The sequence below is a fragment of the Thermanaeromonas toyohensis ToBE genome, from assembly GCF_900176005.1.
Lineage (GTDB): Bacteria > Bacillota > DSM-521 > Neomoorellales > Neomoorellaceae > Thermanaeromonas > Thermanaeromonas toyohensis.
Genome location: NZ_LT838272.1, coordinates 2,854,085 through 2,872,548, shown reverse-complemented (window position 1 = coordinate 2,872,548; position 18,464 = coordinate 2,854,085). Strand labels below are relative to the sequence as shown.

Here is an 18,464-nt window from a genome sequence, read left to right as displayed (position 1 = left end):
GAGACCAGCTTATGACAGCGACTGGGGTTAATTCCTGGGAAAAAGATGGTAGCCGAGTAATTTTAGCTGGCGAGAATTTTAACGTAGAGATCGAGGCTTTTAGCGACAAGATAATCAATATTTATGCTTCCCGGGGCGAGGAAAAATCCTTTAGTCAGGCGGTGGTGATAAAGCCTAAGCCCGTATCTCTAAAAGTTAAGGAAGGCGAGGAATGCCTTTCTGTAACTACTGGTACGGTAAAGCTTAAGGTAAATAAAGAAAACTTTTCTTTTACTTTAAGCGCAGAACCCTTTCTGCTCGAAGGTAAGGAGCTAGTGGTAGAGGAGAATATAAAGTCCTGTTCTTTACGTATACGAGAGGATGAACATTTCTACGGGTTAGGCGAGAGAACTGGGTTCCTAGATAAGCGGGGTAAAAGATACACCATGTGGAATGCCGACTGCTACCGCAGTTATGTAGAGGGCGCAGATCTCATGTACCAAAGCTACCCCTTTTATATAGGAGTAAGCCCAACGGGAAGTTATGGCCTCTATTTTGATAATACTTTTAAGAGCTTTTTTGACCTGGGCAAGACCCATCCCGACATGGTGACTTTCGGGGCGGAAAAAGGGCCTTTAAACTTCTTTTTGATCTATGGTCCCACCATAAAAGAAGTAGTGGAAGGCTACACTGAAATAACGGGGAGAATGGAGCTTCCGCCTTTATGGGCTTTAGGCTATCAGCAGAGCCGGTACAGCTACTATCCCCAAGAAAGAGTTTTAGAGGTAGCCCGAGAATTTAGAAAGCGAGACATCCCGTGCGATGTGATATACCTTGACATCCACTATATGGATAGCTTTAAAGTATTTACTTTTGATCAAGAGAGGTTTCCTGATCCCAAGGGAATGATTAAAGAGCTTAAAGAGATGGGATTTAAAGTGGTCACCATTGTAGACCCGGGGGTAAAGGTGGAAGGAGACTACTGGGTTTTTAAAGAGGGGCTGGCTAAAAACTATTTTGTGACTGATGAAGACGGTCTGGTGTTTACCGGCAAGGTGTGGCCGGGCCGGACCGCTTTTCCTGACTTTTCCCGGGAGGAGGTAAGGGCCTGGTGGGCGGAGTTACACCGGGAATTTTTAGAGATAGGTATAGCCGGTATCTGGAACGATATGAATGAGCCCACCCTGGTAGATACTTCCTTACCTGAGCCTCCTATTTCCACCCTGCCTCCTAATCTGGTCCATAAAGGTGATAGCCGGCCTATGAGGCATGAGGAATTCCATAACCTTTATGCCCTGAATATGGCCCTGGCCACCCGTAAAGCCTTGCTAAAGTTTAAACCCCAGGAGAGACCCTTTATCCTCACGCGCTCAGGCTTTTCCGGCATCCAGCGGTATGCGGCCATTTGGACCGGGGATAACCGGAGCTACTGGGAGCATTTAAAAATGTCTATTCCCATGTTGTGTAATATAGGCCTTTCTGGGGAGCCCTTTTGCGGTGCGGATATAGGGGGATTTGCCGAGGATACCACAGAAGAGTTGCTCATCCGCTGGACCCAAGTAGGGGTATTTTATCCTTTTTGCCGCAACCATACCAATCTGGACACCATTGATCAAGAGCCCTGGGCTTTTGGTAAGAAAGCCGAGGATATATGCCGGGAGTTTATAAAGTTAAGATATACTTTACTGCCCTACATTTACAACCTATTCTACCGCGCTTGGCAAAAGGGAACTCCTGTTTTTAGGCCGCTGGTTTTCGAGTACGAGAAGGACGAGAACTGCCATAACATCTCGGATGAATTCCTGCTGGGGGATAGCCTCTTGGTAGCACCTGTTTGCGAGCCAGGCCAGGCGAAGCGGATGGTCTATCTGCCAGTAGGTGAATGGATTGATTGGTGGTCGGGAGAGCTTTTTAAAGGAGGAAAATATTATGTAGCTGATGCTCCTTTAGAGAGGATTCCCCTTTATGTAAAGGCGGGAGCTATCCTTCCTCTAACGGAGCCCCAGAACTATGTAGGAGAAAAACCCTGGGAGGTAAAATTTTTACTGTTCCCCGGCGGCGTAAGAGGAGAGTATGTGTACTATGAGGACGACGGGGCATCCCTTGATTATCAAAAGGGCATTTATAACTTGTACCGGTTAACCTATGAGCGCTCCGGTGCCATGATTAAATTTACGTGGGCGCCGATTTACAAGGGTTTTGCCGGAGGGCAAAAGGTGTTTAAACTGGTATTCAAAGGGGGGCAGGGTAGCGAGAAAGTGTGGGTTAACGGGCAGGAAGTGGAAGTTAGCCTGGCAGGGAAAGATAGAGAGATTTTCCTTAAGGCTTAAAAATTGGGGCCCTTTTAACCTCTGTAGCAGGCGGTTAACTTCTTTTTAGCCTGCTTTTTCTTTTTACACTAGCCTTTTAGTTTTATTGACTAAGGAAAGGGTATTTGTATATAATTTGATTAAACAATTGCTTAATGTTTATAACATTGGGAGGTATACCCTTGTGGAACCTAACCGTGATTTATGCGATAGTTTCTGTCCCTCGGGTGAAACTGAAGAGCTAAAAAAGAAGTTGCTGGAAGTAGTTGGTTTATCAGAGATATTCAAGGTCCTGGGGGATGAAACCCGGACTAAAATCTTATATCTCTTAGCTCATCAGGAATTATGTGTTTGCGATCTAGCCTCCATTTTAGAGTTGAGCTTGCCTGCCATTTCCCATCACTTGAGGCTTATGAAAGCCTTAAGGCTGGTGAAGTATCGCCGGGAAGGTAAAATGGTGTATTATTCCTTAGATGATGAACACATCCTAAACTTGATTCGTGAGGCGCAGGCGCACTTCGCGGAAGGGAGATAAGCTAAAAGGAGAATAAGTTCTTGTTAGGAAGAAGGGAAGTAGTAGGTTTTAAGGAGGTTTAGTGCTTGGATTGTCGTACATGTGTTAATAAGAAGGAATTTAGGAACCCCTTCATTGTAGCTTCTGGAGTACTGTTGGCTATAGGTGTTATCTTTAATGAACCCTTGCACCGTACCTCCCATGCCGTGGTCGAGTATCTGGTTTTGCTGTCCGCTTATTTTCTCTCCGGTTGGAAGGTACTAAAGAGCGCGTTTAAGAATCTTTTCCGTGGTCGGATCTTTGATGAAAATTTCCTGATGACCATTGCTACCTTGGGGGCTCTCGCCATTCATCAGTTACCTGAAGCAGCGGCGGTTATGACTTTCTACGCCGTGGGTGAGTATTTCCAGGAGCGGGCCGTTAATCGTTCACGCCGCTCCATCGCCGCCCTTTTGGATCTCCGGCCAGATTATGCCAACCTGAAGTTAGATGGGGAAATAAAGAAGGTACGGCCGGAGGAAGTAGAAGTGGGCCAACTTATTGTAGTAAAGCCAGGTGAAAAAGTACCCCTGGACGGTGAGGTTGTGGAAGGGATTTCTTTCGTGGATACTTCAGCCTTAACTGGAGAATCTGTGCCCCGTAAGGTAGAAAAGGGAGACCAGATTTTGGCCGGGATGATCAACGGCCAAGGGCTGCTCATAATAAAAGTGACCAAGCCCTTTGAACAATCCTCTGTAGCGCGCATTCTAGAGCTGGTGCAAAACGCCGCAGAACGCAAAGCGCCTACCGAGCAACTTATCACCACCTTCTCCCGTTATTATACCCCAGCGGTGGTTTTGGGGGCCTTAGTAGTGGCTTTCTTACCTCCTCTTATCTTTCCCGAAGCTAGCCTAAAAGAGTGGGTTTACCGGGCCCTAGTGCTACTGGTAATCTCCTGCCCCTGCGCCTTGGTGGTCTCCGTCCCTTTGAGTTACTTCGGTGGCCTAGGCGGAGCCTCTCGCCGGGGTATCTTGGTGAAGGGGGCAAGCTTTCTAGAGGCCTTAGCTCGCCTGCATACAGTAGTTTTTGATAAAACTGGAACTCTGACGCGGGGAGTTTTCCGGGTAACAAAGGTGGTACCATACAATGGTTTTAGGGAGGAAGAAGTTCTGGCGGCCGCAGCTTCGGCAGAAGTTTATTCTACCCACCCCATTGCACAATCCATCCGTGAGGCTTACGGAAAAGAAATCCCTCTGGAAGAGGTTAAAGACTTTCAGGAAATCCCTGGCCATGGTATCAGCGCTGTGGTAGAAGGCAGGAGGGTCCTGGCTGGAAACGATCGCCTGCTGCACCGGGAGGGTATACCCCATGAAATATGTAATATAGAAGAGGGGACCGGTATCCATGTAGTCCTGGATGGGGTCTATGCTGGTTATATAATCATCTCTGACGAGATAAGGCCTGATGCTAAGGAGGCTATATTTAAGCTTAAGGAACTGGGGGTACAAAGAATAATCCTCTTGACTGGTGACCAGGAGCGCGTGGCCCGGCTGGTAGCCCAAAAGCTGGGTTTGGATGCCTACTTTGCTGAACTTCTTCCAGAAGGCAAAGTGAAGAAGGTGGAAGAGCTCCAGGCTGCCCTACTTAACCCAGATAAACAAAAGATAGCCTTTGTGGGCGATGGACTTAACGACGCTCCTGTTATAATGAGGGCGGATGTAGGAGTAGCTATGGGAGGATTAGGGAGTGACGCTACCCTCCAGGCCGCGGACGTAGTATTGATGGAGGATGCTCCCTCCAAACTAGTCACTGCCATTACCATTGCCCGCTGGACAATTCGTATAGTAAGGCAGAATATAATCCTCGCTCTAGGCGTCAAAGCCCTTTTCTTCGTTTTAGGCACCTTGGGCGTAGCCACCATCTGGGAGGCGGTTTTTGCCGACGTAGGTATAACGCTGGTAGCTATTTTCAATGCTACCAGGGCTTTAAAATAAAATTGATATAAAGCCCTCCCTGCTCAACTGCTTAAGACCTAGACAAGCATTTTATCTATTACCGCTCAACTAGATACATATCATGAAGCTCAACATGGAATAATAGGCTATAGATAAAGGAGGAATAGCATGTTTAAGCACGATAAGAACCTGCTACAAATGGTGCGTGTGGAACGGCCGAACCCAAACTACGCGGTGCTATTGCAGGAGCAGATTGGAGGCCCTCACGGGGAGCTGAAAGCTGGGTTACAATACCTGGCCCAAAGTTTTCGCATTCAAGACCCGGCTATCAAGGATATTTTCCTTGATATCGCTGCAGAGGAGCTCAGTCACCTGGAAATGGTATGTACGGCAGTCAACCTTTTGAATGGCCATGAACCTCAGGCCATGAACGCCACCGTCGGCAATGTTCAGGCTCATGTGACAACTGGACTTAATCCCTTTTACAGTAACGCTTCAGGCCAGGTGTGGACTGCGTCTTACATTGAAGCCACCGGTGACCTGCCTGCAGACCTGCTTTCCAATATCGCTGCTGAACAACGTGCCAAGGTTGTTTATGAATATCTGTACCGGCAAATTGCAGATCGATATGTGCGACAGATGATCGATTTCCTCCTGAACAGGGAAGAAGCGCACAACACCATGTTCAGGGAATGCTTCCAGAAGATCCAAGGCACTGGCTCCACCCAAAATTGGGGTGTGGACAAGGACGCCCGGCTCTTTTTTAACCTCTCCACCCCCGGCAACTATGTAGGTTCCTCCCTGCATAACCCGCAACCTCCGTCCTTTACCCAGCCGCAAATCCCGTCCCAGTAAGCCAGTAAAAACAGGGATACTTACAGGAACTTGGTAGCAAAAATAGTCACGATAATGGCCACAAAACCCAATATTGCCGTCCATTCTAGTACAGCATAGCTCTGACGCGTCCCTTTCATCTCTTCGCGTACTTCGCGCCGGAGTTCGACAATTTCTTGGCGCAGATCCCCCATTTCCCGGCGCAGATCCCCCATTTCCCGGCGCAGGTCGCTGATTTCACGTTGGACATATTTTTCTAAGGAATCTAGCTTCCAGATCAGCACATCCCAAGGGCTAACCCTATGAAATTCTTCTTTTTTTGCTTCTTCAGTCATAGGTGCCACTCCCTTTCATTTACCTTCAGTATAACCGTCGGATGGTGGGCCGGTCAAGCAGCCGAAATCCTGCTTCGTGCCGGAAACGTGTTGATTGTGGTAACCCTGGAAGAAATTTTGGAGCGCGTATATGCATATGTTAATGGCTGAAAACCTCATATCATAACCCCTCAAACAAGATTTTGCAGCAAAATCGGCCTTGATTTTCTTATGGAATAACCTCAGAATATAAAAGTGGCGATGGAGCTCGCCTAATGCTCAGGTTTGAGCTAATGGCTCCTACCGTAATCATAAGTCAAAGATACGGTAGGAGCCTTCTATTTTTTATATTGCAAAGGAGGGAGGTAAAACTTTATGGAAAACTTGTGGTTGACAGCCTCTATCTGGGTGGCCTTAAGTTTAGCCGGTGCGCTGCTGGCAGGTTGGACGGGGATTTCTATTTCTCTGGTAGAGATTATAGTAGGTGTGTTAGCGGGAAACTTTTTAGGCCTGCACACTGAGACTTGGGTAAATTATTTAGCAGGAGCAGGGAGTATTTTGCTCACTTTTCTGGCCGGAGCGGAAGTAGATCCGGTAGTTTTAAAAACCAAGTTTAAGGAAAGCCTATCCATAGGTTTGTTATCTTTTCTATTACCCTTTATAGGTGCCTTTCTCTATGCCTATTATAGTCTTGGTTGGGATCTCCGGGCAGCGCAGATTGCCGGTATTGCCCTCTCTACCACCTCTGTAGCTGTAGTATACGCTGTTATGGTGGAAACCGGCTTAAATGAGAGTGAGCTAGGCCGGATTATCCTGGCGGCTTGCTTTATAACCGATTTAGGAACTGTGGTAGCCCTCGGCATCTTGTTTGCCAACTTCAATGCCTGGATGTTGCTGTTCCTGGCGGTAACGGCGGCAGTTTTATCTATTACACCGCGTTTTACCCCCTGGTTTGTTCAACGTTATGGTAACCGGGTAAGCCAGCTAGAGGTAAAATACTTGTTCTTCCTGCTATTTCTTTTAGGAGGGCTGGCTTCCTTGGCCGGGAGCGAAGCAGTCTTACCTGCTTATCTCTTGGGGCTAGCCATGGCCGGCTTTTTCTTGGAGGAAAAGAATTTAACCTTGCGGATGCGAACTATTGCCTTTTCCTTTTTGACCCCTTTTTACTTCTTGAAAGCCGGGCTTTATGTTTCTCTCCCGGCCGTATGGGCTAGTGCTGGCATTATTATGGTAGCTCTGGTAGTAAAAATGGTGAGCAAATTTATTGGTGTCTGGCCTGTAACGCGCCTTTTCCGGTTTTCTTCCCGGGAGGGGATGTATACTACCTTGCTTATGTCTACAGGGCTTACCTTTGGTACTATTTCTTCCCTCTTTGGCCTGACTCACGGGTTTATTAATCAGGAACAATATACGATTTTAGTTACCACGGTAATTCTTAGCGCTGTAGTACCTACATTAATTGCCCAAACCTTTTTCCGGCCTGAGCTAGTACAGGCGGCCGTAAGCAAAAAGCAATCCTTAGCCATGATACCCCAGGAAAGGAAGGGATAGAGGGTGTTTAACAAGATACTTCTAGGTTATGACGGCTCCCCCTACGCTAGGAAAGCTTTAATGATAGCCTTAGATCTAGCCAAGAAGTATGGGGCAGAGGTTACGGCTGTGTCCATTGCCCATATACCCGACTTTGCAGATAGCCGGGATGAAGTAAACGGAGTCTTGGAAGATGCCCGCAGATTCTTTGAGAAAGCTTTAGAAGAGGCTAAAACGCTAGCTACTCAGGAAGGAATCGCCATGACTACCAGAGTGGTACCTGGCCACCCGGCTGATACGCTAGCTCGTCTGGCCGAAGAGGAAGGCTATGATTTGATTATCCTGGGGGCCCGGGGTTTAAGCGGCATTAAGCGTTTTCTTCTAGGTAGTGTTTCCGAAGCTGTAGTTAGGCTGGCTAAATGCCCTGTTTTGATAGTTAAAGGTAAAAGTTAGACCCGGCGGGGAGGCTCTCTTATAAAAGTGCAGAAGAGCCTCCTCTAGCCTATTTGCTCATATTGACCTATGAAGGCGTCCAGCAATTGAGTCCTTATTTCCTGGAGTTTTTTGATGCTGGATTGGAGGGTAGCCATCTCCTGGGCTAAATTCTCTGCTTGTTCCTGCCGCTTGGCCCGAGCTGATTGAATTGCTCCGTGAGTTGCCGAAATGGTACTTTGGAGACGCTCGTTCAATCTAGCTTCAAAAAGACGGAAGGAATGCTCCAGATTTTGCAGCGTAGCCCAACGTAAGTTTTCTACATTGTGCAGGACTAAGGATTCGATTTGCTCCATTAAACGCTTAGTGAGCTTGGCGCGGCGCATTCTAGGTGGTAATAACCTGAAAACTAAACCTTCCGATAACCCGCTAAGGCTGGAATCCCACTTATGAGTTACCCAATAAGGTTGGTTTTTCTTCTCAAAGGCATCAGAAGTAAGGGGAGGATAATAAGGAAGGTTAAAAAGCTCGGCAGCCGCTTTGCGGATCGCCTCCACCAGTTCATCAGCACGCTGTTCATAAGGCCGTAGCACCTCGGTGATACGTGCTTCCATAGAGCGGGATATTTCTTTTAGCTCATGGTCAAAGAACCGGGGAATGGCCTCGGCTAAAGTTTCGCGGATCTTATCTTCCTCAAGCTCATCACCAGTTTGAGCTATACAGCTTTGGAGGATTCCCTCCAAGTGAACACGGGCCTTCTGGCGCAAGTTCTCAGCTTGTTCTTCCAAAAATGCTATAAGCCGTCTCCTGTCCCCTGCCAAGAGGTCTCCTACTAAGATTTTCTGCTGTTCGGCTTCTTTTAGCTTTTGCTCAAACAGTTTCAGGCGCTCGTCCAGCTCGCTAAGGGGAAGCTTAAGGGACTTAAGAGTAATATTTAATTGCATCAATGTATCTGCCAGTATATCCGAGGCTTTTTTGGCTAAGGCTTCTTGCAGGATTTTTTTCTTATCCCGGGCCAGGAAGTCCAGGAGATACCTAGAGATTTCTTCCATACCGCTTAGGCTCCAGAGGGAAGCATTGTTTGATTTTCTAGCTTCTAATCCCTGGCGTGCTGAGGCGCAGAAAATAAGAGGTTTTTCTATTCCAGCATGTTCTTGTAAAACCTTCTTAACGAAATGTAGGAGGGAAGACATTTCTTGAGTATCCAGATAATCTACCTTGTTAAGTATGAAGAAGAGGTGGGCAATTTGGGACCGTACTGCCTGCAGAAATTCAAGCTCTGCCTGGGTTAGGGGTGGGTCGGCAGAAAGGAGGAATACAGCAGCATCACACTGGGGTAAAAATTTAAGGGTGGTTTCCGTGTTATGCTGGAAAGTAGAACCAATACCGGGCGTATCTATTAACACCACCCCCTGCTTAAGGAGGGGAGAAGGATAGTATACCTCTACAGCAGACACTCCTTTTTGATTATGAGGATTGCCTGCCTCAGTAACAAATTGGACAAGGTAAGAAGTTAGGTCTTCTACGTGTAAGAAAGACGCTTCTTCTTTGGAGCCCTTTTCATACAATACAGAGACACGTGGTTCAGGCCCCCACAGTAAAAAAGTGGGAATAGCTGTTAGAGGGACAACAGCGGTAGGTAGCAGTTCGGCTCCGAGGAGAGCGTTTAGGAAAGTACTCTTACCCCGCTTGAATTGTCCCAGGATGGCTAAATGGAACCGCTCTTGTAAAAGTCTTTCTTTTAAGGCACCTATATTCTTGTATCTAGGGGCGTATTCAGGCCCAAGTTCCAATAGATAAATTAAACTTTGTTCCAAAAGGGGTAACAGATCTTGCACGTTTTCCATTGGGAAAACCTCCAAACCCAAATAAAAAGACTCCTACCTCCTCTTTCGGGTAGGAGTCATCAACCCTTGACGGGTATTTTATCGGTGGACTCCATCACCGCAATTACAATTTAACAACAGTATTTTTAAATGTCAAGGACTCCGGAACACGGAAGCTTGCATTAAGGGGAGGAGCTGGCCTTTATGTCCCTTCCTGCTCTGTATATTAAATTGAAAGAGGCCTTAGTAAAACCAGGATGCCCCGTCTGCCGTATCACAAGGGAAGCAGGGATACGTTATTTAGAAGGGCTTCTATATGAAATGGTTAATGATCCAGGAACACGGGAAATGTTGGAAGCCTCCTGGGGAGTTTGTCAAGCCCATGCTCGGGAACTTGCCAATTTTACCCAATATAGCCTAGGTATTGCCATTTTGAATGAAGCATTGCTGGATAAAGCTATTAAGTTAGTTAGGCAAACGCTCAATATAGGTTTGGAATCCTGTTCTCCCTTGATACACAACTTCCTTCTAAGAAAACGTAACCCAGCTTCAGCCGGAACTAGAATGGCCGCTGTTTTAGAAAGTACCCAACCTTGCCCGGCTTGCAGGATAGAAGCCGAAACCACAGGGAATGTTTTGCATGAATTAAACTTCCAGTTGGCTCAGCGGGATCCCCAGATCACGGCTTTATATTCTAAATCTTCCGGTCTATGTTGGCCCCATTTTCGCCGGGCCTTATCTTTAGCCGAGGATCCTGCTGGTATTCGCCTTTTAGCCCAGGTACAACTGGAAAAAATGGCAGCCTTGCAATCAGAACTTAAAGAATTTATAAGGAAGCACGACTATCGCTATCTCGGAGAACCTTGGGGAGGGGAAAAAGATTCCTGGATAAGAAGCCTGAAGATGCTTTCCGGATGGCTACTGGGCTAATAAATAGCTACTTAGGCCTAAGAAAAGGTCCCGGCTTTGTTATACCTTTGGCCAGGCACTTGATGCCCTTATATCATAGATAAATTAAACTGATTAGACGCGGGTAAGGCTTTTTGTTACTATATATTACAGCAAGAGAAGGGACCGGGAGTAAGGCAAAGGAGGACACCAATATGGAGGGCCTGGTGGATTCCCATACCCATGTTTCGGTGTTGCCCTTTGATGCTTTGGAAAACATGGCTCTAGCAGGAGTAAGGAAAATTATCGGATGCTCTATATTTTTCGGAGCTAGACATGCTGAGACGCTCTTCGACCATTTTGAGCAGATGCTTACCCTCTGCCAGCAGAGCGCTATCCAAAACGGACTTAAGCTTTTCGTAGCCGTTGGTCTTCACCCCCTGGGCACACCGGAAGATTGGCCACGGGTAGTGGAAGCCCTTCCTACTTATCTTAAAAGGGCGGGTGTTATTGGTTTAGGCGAGATCGGCTTGCATGAAGGAGACAAGCGTGAACAAGAGGTTTTGCGGGAGCAACTGAAAATAGCCAAAGAATATGGGGTGCCAGTGATTATCCATACTCCTCCCCGGCAGAGGGAACTAATCACAGGTAAAGCTTTGGAAATTGCGGCTGCTATCGGGATACCACCGCATAAGGTGGTTATTGATCATGCTAATCTGGATATTATTAACCTGATTGAGGAGTTTGGAGCCATTCCCGGCCTAACTATACGCCAGGACGGGCTTACACCCCCAATCCTGCTGGAGCACTTGGAACACTTCTGGCGGGGGATGCTGAATAGCGATTATAGCAATTTAAAAGCTTGCGATCCTTTAAGCGTTCCCCGGGCTGTGCGGTATTTAGAGAACAAAGGTGCCCCCCACGAAATAGTAGAGCGTATTGCCAGGTATAACGCCGAGGAGCTCTTTGGCCTGTCTTAGGCCTTAAGGGAGGTGAGGAGGAATGAACCTTAAGGTTTTATTCCATATAAACGAAGCTAGGCGGTGGCAGATGGTCTTCACTAACATCACTAATTTTATTAATGACGTTGGGCCAGGGAATGCCGCCATCGAAGTAGTTGCCAACGGAGAAGCAGTTACAATTTTTGCTGACAACTCTGACCATGGTTTGCTCCTAGAAGAGATGCAGAAACTAGCAAAGAGGGGAGTAGAGTTTATGGTTTGTCGCAATGCTTTGCGGAGTCAAGCAATCGATGAAGGGAACCTTCCTTCTTTCATTAAAGTTGTTCCAGCCGGAATTACTGAGATCGCGAGAAAACAAGTTGAGGGTTACGCCTACATCAAGCCTTAATGCTGGGTGCCCTGTTATGGTAGAAAGATATGAATTTAAGGGGAGGGCTTTAACAGAGAAATTTCAGTTAGAACTTAGGCCGCCCGGTAGTGGAGATAATATAGCGGATACAGACCGTTTACGCCAGGCGCTGGAAAGACGGAGCAGTTGTCCAGTAGGGATTCCACTAGATTTACTTAAAGAGATTCCTACCAGATTACGGCAGCAGGAGTGGAAAGTAACAGTCACTGTAGGATATTATTGGCCACCAGGATGGGGACTGAAAGGACTTACCGCCCGCTTGGTGGAAGTGGAACCCGGTTTTGATTACTCCGGCCCTTTTGGGGTGGCAGTGGACCTGGGTAGTACCACAGTAGCAGGGTATTTGTGGGATCTTGGCGTGGGGAGACTCGTCGCTGCTTATAGTACCTTTAACGCTCAGGTCAAAGTAGGAGAAGATATTCTTACCAGAATTCATCATGCAGCCACCTCCCAAGGATTAAGAGAATTGCAAGAGGACGCAGTGGCTAGTATAAATAGGGTAATTGCTCTTCTGGCCAGGCGGGCTAATATAAGGCCCCATGCTATTACTGCTGGGGTAATCAGCGGTAATACTACCATGGTCCATTTATTACTCGGCCTACCTCCCACAAATATTTGCCGGAGTCCTTACGTTCCTGTGGTCAATGCTCCGGGTTTCATACCAGCGGAACAGATAGGTCTCTATATACATCCCCAGGCGCTGGTATACTTTTTACCTGGTGTAGGTAGTTATGTGGGTGGAGACATCCTAGCAGGTATTTTAGCCAGTGGAATGCATCGGCAAGAAGATATTGGTCTTTTAGCGGATATTGGGACTAACGGAGAAATGGTACTAGGTAATCGAGAATGGTTAGTGGCTGCAGCTGGAGCAGCTGGGCCGGCCCTGGAAGGTGGAGTTATAAGTTGTGGTATGCGGGCTGAACCTGGTGCCGTATACAAGGTGTATATAGATAGCCAGACCGGGAAGATAACCTACCAGACTATTGAAAACGAGCCGGCACGTGGTATTTGTGGTTCAGGTGTTGTGGATGCTATTGCTCAAGGATTATTGGCCGGGATTATTACCCAGCGAGGCGAATTACGTGCCCCTCTTGCTTCTTTAGTGGTTGTACCGGCTGAGGAAAGCGCCACAGGGAAGCCCATCGAGCTAACTACAACAGACATTCAACGCTTTTTACGTACCAAAGCAGCCGCTAACGCCATTATGTTTACCTTGTTAGAGAGCGTGGGATGTACTTTAAAGGATGTAAAATACTTTTATGCTGCCGGAGCCTTTGGTGAACATCTAGATGTTGAATCAGCGGTCGTCGTAGGCTTATATCCTGATCTCCCGCGAGAGAACATTATATCATTAGGCAACAGCTCTTTGATGGGTGCTAGTTTAATCCTTACTGATCTTAGAAAAGGCCAGGAAGTAGAAGAAATAGCTCGACGCGTTACTTATGTAGAGATGAATAACAGCCCGCGATTTATGTCCCATTTTACCGCAGGCTTGTTTTTCCCCCATACTGATCTTCATCTTTTCCCCTCTGTCCAAGACAGGCTAAAAAGCCACACTTAAAAGGCAAGGCTGGCCCACCCCTTTATATCAACGTAGCGTTTCCCGGAAAAACGAGGTTTATGACCGGCTCCAGCCGCGGGTAGGCCAGGAGGAAAATTAAGGGCAATGGCGAATATAGTTGTTAGAGATTGTGGCAACAAGCACAAATAAGAAAGGGGGATAACATGACGCACTTCACAACTTTTTCTGAACGTTGAATAGGGAACTTGGTTATCCGAAACTGCATTGTCATACTCCTGGTGGCCGGGTGCAAATACTAAAAGAAGCTAACCCGGATTGTAGCTATGGTTTGAATTGCGAAAGGGTGTAAGGATTGAGTATATACTACAGAAGGGGAGATACCCATGAGACAATTAACCGCATTGACGAGCCCTATTAACATAGGTAATTTAGAGCTTAAGAACAGAATGGTCATGCCCCCCATGGTAACCAATTATGCCTACAGCGACGGCTCAGTGACCGACCGGCTGGTGGCCTACCACGTGGAACGGGCCAAGGGCGGGGTGGGGCTGATCATTGTTGAAGCTTCCTATGTCCACCCTTCAGGCAAGGGATTTAAGAACCAGGTGGGCATTTACTCCGATCGCCTCATCCCGGGCTTGCGCCGGTTGGTTGAGGCTGTACACGCCTACGGAGCAAAGATCGCCATTCAGCTCTACCATGGAGGTCGCCAGAGCAAGTCTAAAGTTACGGGACAGCCCCTGCTAGCTCCCTCCCCTATTCCTTGCGCCACCATCGGGGAGATACCTAAAGAATTGACCAGAGAAGAAATCGCGTCTCTTATTCAGGCCTTTGCCCAGGCCGCAAGAAGAGCCAAAGCAGCGGGCTTTGATGCCGTTGAGATCCACGGCGCCCACGGCTACCTGATCAATGAATTTCTCTCTCCTTATGCTAATAAACGGACGGACGAGTACGGCGGTCCCCTAGAAAACAGGATGCGCTTTCCCCTGGAAGTGGTGCGGGCCGTGCGCCAGGCAGTGGGGCCGGAGTACCCCATTATCTATCGTCTGAGCGCCGACGAAAAGGTTCCGGGGGGCCTTACCCTGGAGGAAACTCGGACCTTTGCTAAAAAGTTAGAGCAGGAAGGGGTCAATGCTCTTCATGTTTCCGCAGGCATATATGAAACGGCAGCGTGGATTATTCAACCTATGTACTTCCCGCGGGGGTGCCTTGTAGATCTGGCCCAGGGTATCAAGTCGGCGGTGAGCATTCCGGTTATTGCCGTGGGGCGAATCAACGATCCCGAAGTGGCGGAAAGTATACTGGCCGCAGGGAAAGCGGATTTAATCTCCTTCGGTCGGCAGCTGCTGGCCGACCCCGAAACTCCCAAAAAGATAATGGAAGGAAGGTTGGATGAGATCCGCCACTGCATCGCCTGTTGCCAAGCGTGTATCGACGAGCTTTTCCTGGACCACGCCATCGGCTGTACAGTAAACGCACGCACAGGTTTCGAGCGAGAATTTCCTTTGGATAAGGTAAAGCGCTCCCGGAAGGTGTTGGTCGTGGGTGGCGGGCCGGCTGGTATGGAAGTAGCTCGGGTAGCGGCCCTGCGGGGGCACCAGGTAACCCTCTGGGAGAAAGAGAGTGAGCTAGGGGGTCAATTACCCCTGGCTTATGCCCCACCCCAGAAAGGCGAAATTGCTACTTTCAGAGATTATTTAGTGGGGCAGATGGAGAGGCTTAAAATCAATGTGCAGCTTAATAAAGAGGCTACCCTGGAAGCCATACGCCAGGAGAAGCCCGATGTAGTGGTACTGGCTACCGGTGCCCGGCCGGCTATCCCGGACATCCCTGGCGGTGAAGGTGAGAAGGTAGTAACCTCCTGGGATGTACTGCGGGGAAAAGCACAGGTAGGGAAAAAGGTAGTGGTGATAGGCGGCGGGCTGGTAGGTTGTGAGACGGCTGAGTATCTGGCCGAGAAGGGGCATAAAGTGACTATCTTGGAAATGTTGCCTAAAGTGGCTGGCGACAGCGGCCCTCTGGTGGCGCCGCTGCTCCTTAAGCGCCTTGAGAAACAAGAGGTACAAATAATTACTGAGGCCGAACTTACAGCTATTCACGGTGACCGGGTGACCTATAAGCGTAACGGCCAGGAAGAAAGCTTAACCGGGTTTGATACAGTGGTGCTGGCCGTTGGATCCCGGGCTAACGATACTCTGGCCCATGAGATGGAAGGTTCCGGCATAGACTACTATGTTATTGGCGATGCTGTAAGTCCCAGGAGGATAACCCAGGCTGTATTTGAAGCCATGCGGGTCGGCCATGAGTTGTAGGTTCTCCTCAAACAGCGTGTAAGCTTTGCTGCTTCTGCCCTGAAAGCCCCACGCGTACTACCATCTACTACTTACGTTCACCATACAGGGCAGAAGCAGTTATTTTTATCCCGCCCCGGGGTTTTTGAATCACAGTTACCTTGCACCAGTGGGGTTGGCAGGCCTCATAGATGTCCTTAGCTATGGTATCGGCCAGAGACTCGCAAAAGATGCCTTCCTCCCGGAAGCTCCATAAGTAAAGCTTGAAGCTTTTAGATTCAATGCAGTACTTATCGGGGGCATATTCTACTATTACTGTTTCAAAGTCCGGTTGTCCAGTTACTGGGCAGAGGCTTGTTACCTCGTCAGTTTCTAGAGTAACAATTTCCACGTGGGGCGGCTTGGGGAAAACTTCTAATTTTTTACGGGGTTCACGTACGGGTTTCCCTAAGGCTTCGAACTCCATCATACCAGATCCTCCCTGCTTACCACAAAGGGATTGAAGTTGGTGTCATAGTCGTAGTAATCCTCTTCTTCCACCTTTTTAAGCCAGGCGGTAATAGCATAGGTCAACGGAGTGGCCAGGGCTTCGTAGGTGGTCTTAAATATATAGTTGTTCATTATCATGCGTATTAATACGGCTCCTGGCAAAATACCCATAAAGGCAATAGTGATAAATAAAGATGTGTCTACTAGCTGACCAACCACCGTAGAACCGATAGTACGGGTCCATAGCCACCGGCCTCTAGTTAAGATTTTTAGTTTGGCCAGGATATAGGAATTAGTGAATTCGCCGCAGAAAAAGGCTAAGAGGCTAGCGACCACTATCCGTGGCGTTTGTCCCAGTATGCGCTGGTAAGCTTCCTGACCCGACCAGTGGGGCGCTGCAGGCAGTATCCCTACCAGCCAGTAAACAAAGGACATAAACAAGCAGGCTATAAATCCTGTCCACACGACAACCCGGCTGCGCTTGTAACCATAAACCTCCGTTAAAATATCGCCGAAGATATACGAAAGGGGGAATAAGACTACTGCACCGTCAAAATAGAAGGGGCCAAATTTTGCTACTTTGACGGCTACGGTATTAGAGAGGAGCAATACCACTACGAAGGCTACCATTACGAAGGGAAAAAGTTTGTAGCGCAAGAAATTCACTCCTTGTTTTTTTAAGGCGGGTGGCTGCGACCGCCGGCTTATAATGCCAACTTTTACATTAACAATCTTGAGGGAGTATGTCAATAGAGCCTAGGGCTCAACCACCTTGAAGCTAAGGTGGTTTTTCTATTCTTATTCCTAGTTATTCTTAATTTGTTAACCTGTGGTTAGCGCAACAATATATAGGATGATAGTGTTCCCTTAAGGAATACCAACGAGTGGAATAGAGTAAATAGGACAGGGATATGGATTTGCAGGATATTCGTTACTGGTGATCGAATTTAATTTTAGATCGTTATGTTGGTTAAAACATAGCGCTACAGGTATCCACTCTGGGGGAGGTCGCAAATAGAGTGTTAAGGTGGGTTTCAAGACTGGGGGAGAGCTTGGGTGGTAATCGGTATGATTTAAGGGAATGGGCCGGTGCCTTTGGCGACCTGGGGACCCTCGTCCCTTTTGTGCTGGCTTATATTACGATACTAAAGATGGACCCCGGTGGGCTCCTTTTTGCCTTTGGAGTAGCCAAGATCGTTACCGGTCTTTTCTATAAAACCCCTATACCGGTTCAACCCATGAAGGCCATCGGGATCAGCGCGGTGACGGGAGTAGGGGGGTTCACTCCGGCGACTGTTTGGGGAGCCGGTCTAACTACCGGATTAGTATGGTTGCTGTTGGGCCTTACTGGCCTCATAGACCGGGTGACGGCCCTGGCTAAAAGGCCAGTTGTCCAGGGTATTGTCTTGGGCTTAGGCTTAACCTTCATGCTGGAAGGCCTGCGCTCCATGGCCACCAATTACTTCCTTGCCGCTGTAGCTTTTATTTTGACGTTCGCTTTGCTGGATAACCGAAAATTTCCGGCAATGTTCTTGTTGTTGGCCTTAGGAATGGCAGCCAGCCTTGCTGGTAATCCGGCCCTATTGGTGGAAGTAAAGAAGAACATAGGTTTCTCTTTGCCCTCCTTTACCTTGAATAAGCTAACCTGGCCGGAACTGGTCAAGGGTTCACTGCTTCTGGCTTTGCCCCAGGTTCCCTTGACTTTGGGCAATGCGGTTATTGCTGTGGTGGCCGAAAATAACGAACTTTTTCCTCACCGCCCCCTTTCCGCACGCCGGATTGCCCTTTCTACCGGTTTATTGAACCTGTGGGCTCCTCTGTTTGGCGGGGTACCCATGTGTCATGGTGCCGGGGGAATGGCCGGTCACGTGCGTTTCGGGGCTCGGACCGGTGGTGCCCTGGTAATTTTAGGATTCCTGGTTCTGGTCGTGGCTCTCTTCCTGGCCCAGGGAGTCCATCTCATTTTTCAGCTTTTTCCCCCAGCCGTTTTGGGCGTGATTTTGTTTTTTGCTGGAGCGGAGCTGGCTGTAACGGCAAAACCGGGGGCCGCCAGCCGGGAGGAATTTTTCGTTACCTTGGTTACCGCGGCTTTTGCCACCTGGAACATGGGGGTTGCCTTCCTGGCGGGATCATTGTTAAGTCTGGTGGTGGAGAAGGGCTGGGTAAAATAAACTCATGAGTCGGAGGCTTGCTACGGTTTCTAACCCCTTTTCAGGAAGGCCGGGCCTTTC

At 48.2% G+C, this 18,464-nt stretch carries 16 protein-coding genes and 2 riboswitches; of the genes, 12 read left to right on the top strand and 4 right to left on the bottom strand.

Annotation, left to right across the window (positions count from 1 at the left end; all coding sequences use genetic code 11):
* Window positions 1–11 precede the first annotated feature (11 nt).
* The 4 genes from B9A14_RS14605 (at window position 12) to B9A14_RS14590 (ending at window position 5,591) form a co-directional block, all read left to right on the top strand.
* Entirely contained in the window at window positions 12–2,309 is a 2,298-nt protein-coding gene (locus B9A14_RS14605) for a glycoside hydrolase family 31 protein (protein WP_084666573.1), read from the top strand.
* Window positions 2,310–2,472: 163 nt separating this feature from the next.
* Entirely contained in the window at window positions 2,473–2,823 is a 351-nt protein-coding gene (locus tag B9A14_RS14600; protein ID WP_084666572.1) for an ArsR/SmtB family transcription factor, read from the top strand.
* A 65-nt stretch (window positions 2,824–2,888) separates the two neighbouring features.
* On the top strand, window positions 2,889–4,775 hold the full coding sequence (locus B9A14_RS14595) for a heavy metal translocating P-type ATPase (RefSeq protein ID WP_084666571.1): 1,887 nt from the start codon (window positions 2,889–2,891) through the stop codon (window positions 4,773–4,775).
* Between the two features lie 129 nt (window positions 4,776–4,904).
* Window positions 4,905–5,591, top strand: a complete 687-nt coding sequence (locus tag B9A14_RS14590) for a manganese catalase family protein (RefSeq protein WP_084666570.1) — start codon at window positions 4,905–4,907, stop codon at window positions 5,589–5,591.
* Window positions 5,592–5,611: 20 nt separating this feature from the next.
* On the opposite strand, the gene B9A14_RS14585 is transcribed toward B9A14_RS14590, so the two are convergent.
* Window positions 5,612–5,905 (bottom strand): hypothetical protein, encoded by a 294-nt coding sequence (locus B9A14_RS14585; RefSeq protein ID WP_084666569.1) that lies wholly within the window; start codon window positions 5,903–5,905, stop codon window positions 5,612–5,614.
* 227 nt (window positions 5,906–6,132) lie between these two features.
* A riboswitch (Fluoride riboswitch) is annotated at window positions 6,133–6,194 on the top strand.
* 65 nt (window positions 6,195–6,259) lie between these two features.
* Here B9A14_RS14585 and B9A14_RS14580 point away from each other — a divergent pair.
* Together B9A14_RS14580 and B9A14_RS14575 are read left to right on the top strand one after the other, a co-directional pair.
* Window positions 6,260–7,435: a cation:proton antiporter gene (locus tag B9A14_RS14580; protein ID WP_172839176.1), complete on the top strand. Its 1,176-nt coding sequence runs from the start codon at window positions 6,260–6,262 to the stop codon at window positions 7,433–7,435.
* A 3-nt stretch (window positions 7,436–7,438) separates the two neighbouring features.
* A complete protein-coding gene (locus tag B9A14_RS14575) occupies window positions 7,439–7,867 on the top strand; it encodes a universal stress protein (protein WP_084666568.1) in 429 nt (142 codons plus the stop codon).
* A 44-nt stretch (window positions 7,868–7,911) separates the two neighbouring features.
* On the opposite strand, the gene B9A14_RS14570 is transcribed toward B9A14_RS14575, so the two are convergent.
* A complete protein-coding gene (locus B9A14_RS14570; RefSeq protein WP_084667181.1) occupies window positions 7,912–9,693 on the bottom strand; it encodes a dynamin family protein in 1,782 nt (593 codons plus the stop codon).
* 43 nt (window positions 9,694–9,736) lie between these two features.
* A riboswitch (Fluoride riboswitch) is annotated at window positions 9,737–9,801 on the bottom strand.
* Between the two features lie 75 nt (window positions 9,802–9,876).
* Here B9A14_RS14570 and B9A14_RS14565 point away from each other — a divergent pair.
* The 5 genes from B9A14_RS14565 (at window position 9,877) to B9A14_RS14545 (ending at window position 15,765) form a co-directional block, all read left to right on the top strand.
* On the top strand, window positions 9,877–10,602 hold the full coding sequence (locus B9A14_RS14565) for a DUF6062 family protein (RefSeq protein WP_084666567.1): 726 nt from the start codon (window positions 9,877–9,879) through the stop codon (window positions 10,600–10,602).
* 173 nt (window positions 10,603–10,775) lie between these two features.
* On the top strand, window positions 10,776–11,540 hold the full coding sequence (locus B9A14_RS14560) for a TatD family hydrolase (protein WP_084666566.1): 765 nt from the start codon (window positions 10,776–10,778) through the stop codon (window positions 11,538–11,540).
* Between the two features lie 22 nt (window positions 11,541–11,562).
* Window positions 11,563–11,910: a DsrE family protein gene (locus tag B9A14_RS14555; RefSeq protein ID WP_084666565.1), complete on the top strand. Its 348-nt coding sequence runs from the start codon at window positions 11,563–11,565 to the stop codon at window positions 11,908–11,910.
* A gap of 16 nt (window positions 11,911–11,926) precedes the next feature.
* Window positions 11,927–13,492 (top strand): ASKHA domain-containing protein, encoded by a 1,566-nt coding sequence (locus B9A14_RS14550; protein ID WP_084666564.1) that lies wholly within the window; start codon window positions 11,927–11,929, stop codon window positions 13,490–13,492.
* A 344-nt stretch (window positions 13,493–13,836) separates the two neighbouring features.
* A complete protein-coding gene (locus B9A14_RS14545) occupies window positions 13,837–15,765 on the top strand; it encodes an FAD-dependent oxidoreductase (protein ID WP_084666563.1) in 1,929 nt (642 codons plus the stop codon).
* 67 nt (window positions 15,766–15,832) lie between these two features.
* Here the strand turns inward: B9A14_RS14545 and queF are convergent, their stop codons facing one another.
* Both queF and B9A14_RS14535 read right to left on the bottom strand, forming a co-directional pair.
* The gene (queF, locus tag B9A14_RS14540) at window positions 15,833–16,213 is read right to left on the bottom strand and encodes a preQ(1) synthase (RefSeq protein ID WP_084666562.1); all 381 of its coding nucleotides are present in this window, start codon (window positions 16,211–16,213) and stop codon (window positions 15,833–15,835) included.
* Window positions 16,210–16,899, bottom strand: coding sequence for a queuosine precursor transporter (locus B9A14_RS14535; protein WP_422938460.1), 690 nt, complete (start codon window positions 16,897–16,899; stop codon window positions 16,210–16,212). Before B9A14_RS14535 ends, queF begins: the two co-directional genes overlap by 4 nt.
* Window positions 16,900–17,285: 386 nt before the next feature.
* On the opposite strand from B9A14_RS14535, the gene B9A14_RS14530 reads away from it, so the two are divergent.
* Window positions 17,286–18,404, top strand: a complete 1,119-nt coding sequence (locus tag B9A14_RS14530; RefSeq protein ID WP_197686525.1) for a putative sulfate/molybdate transporter — start codon at window positions 17,286–17,288, stop codon at window positions 18,402–18,404.
* Window positions 18,405–18,464 lie beyond the last annotated feature (60 nt).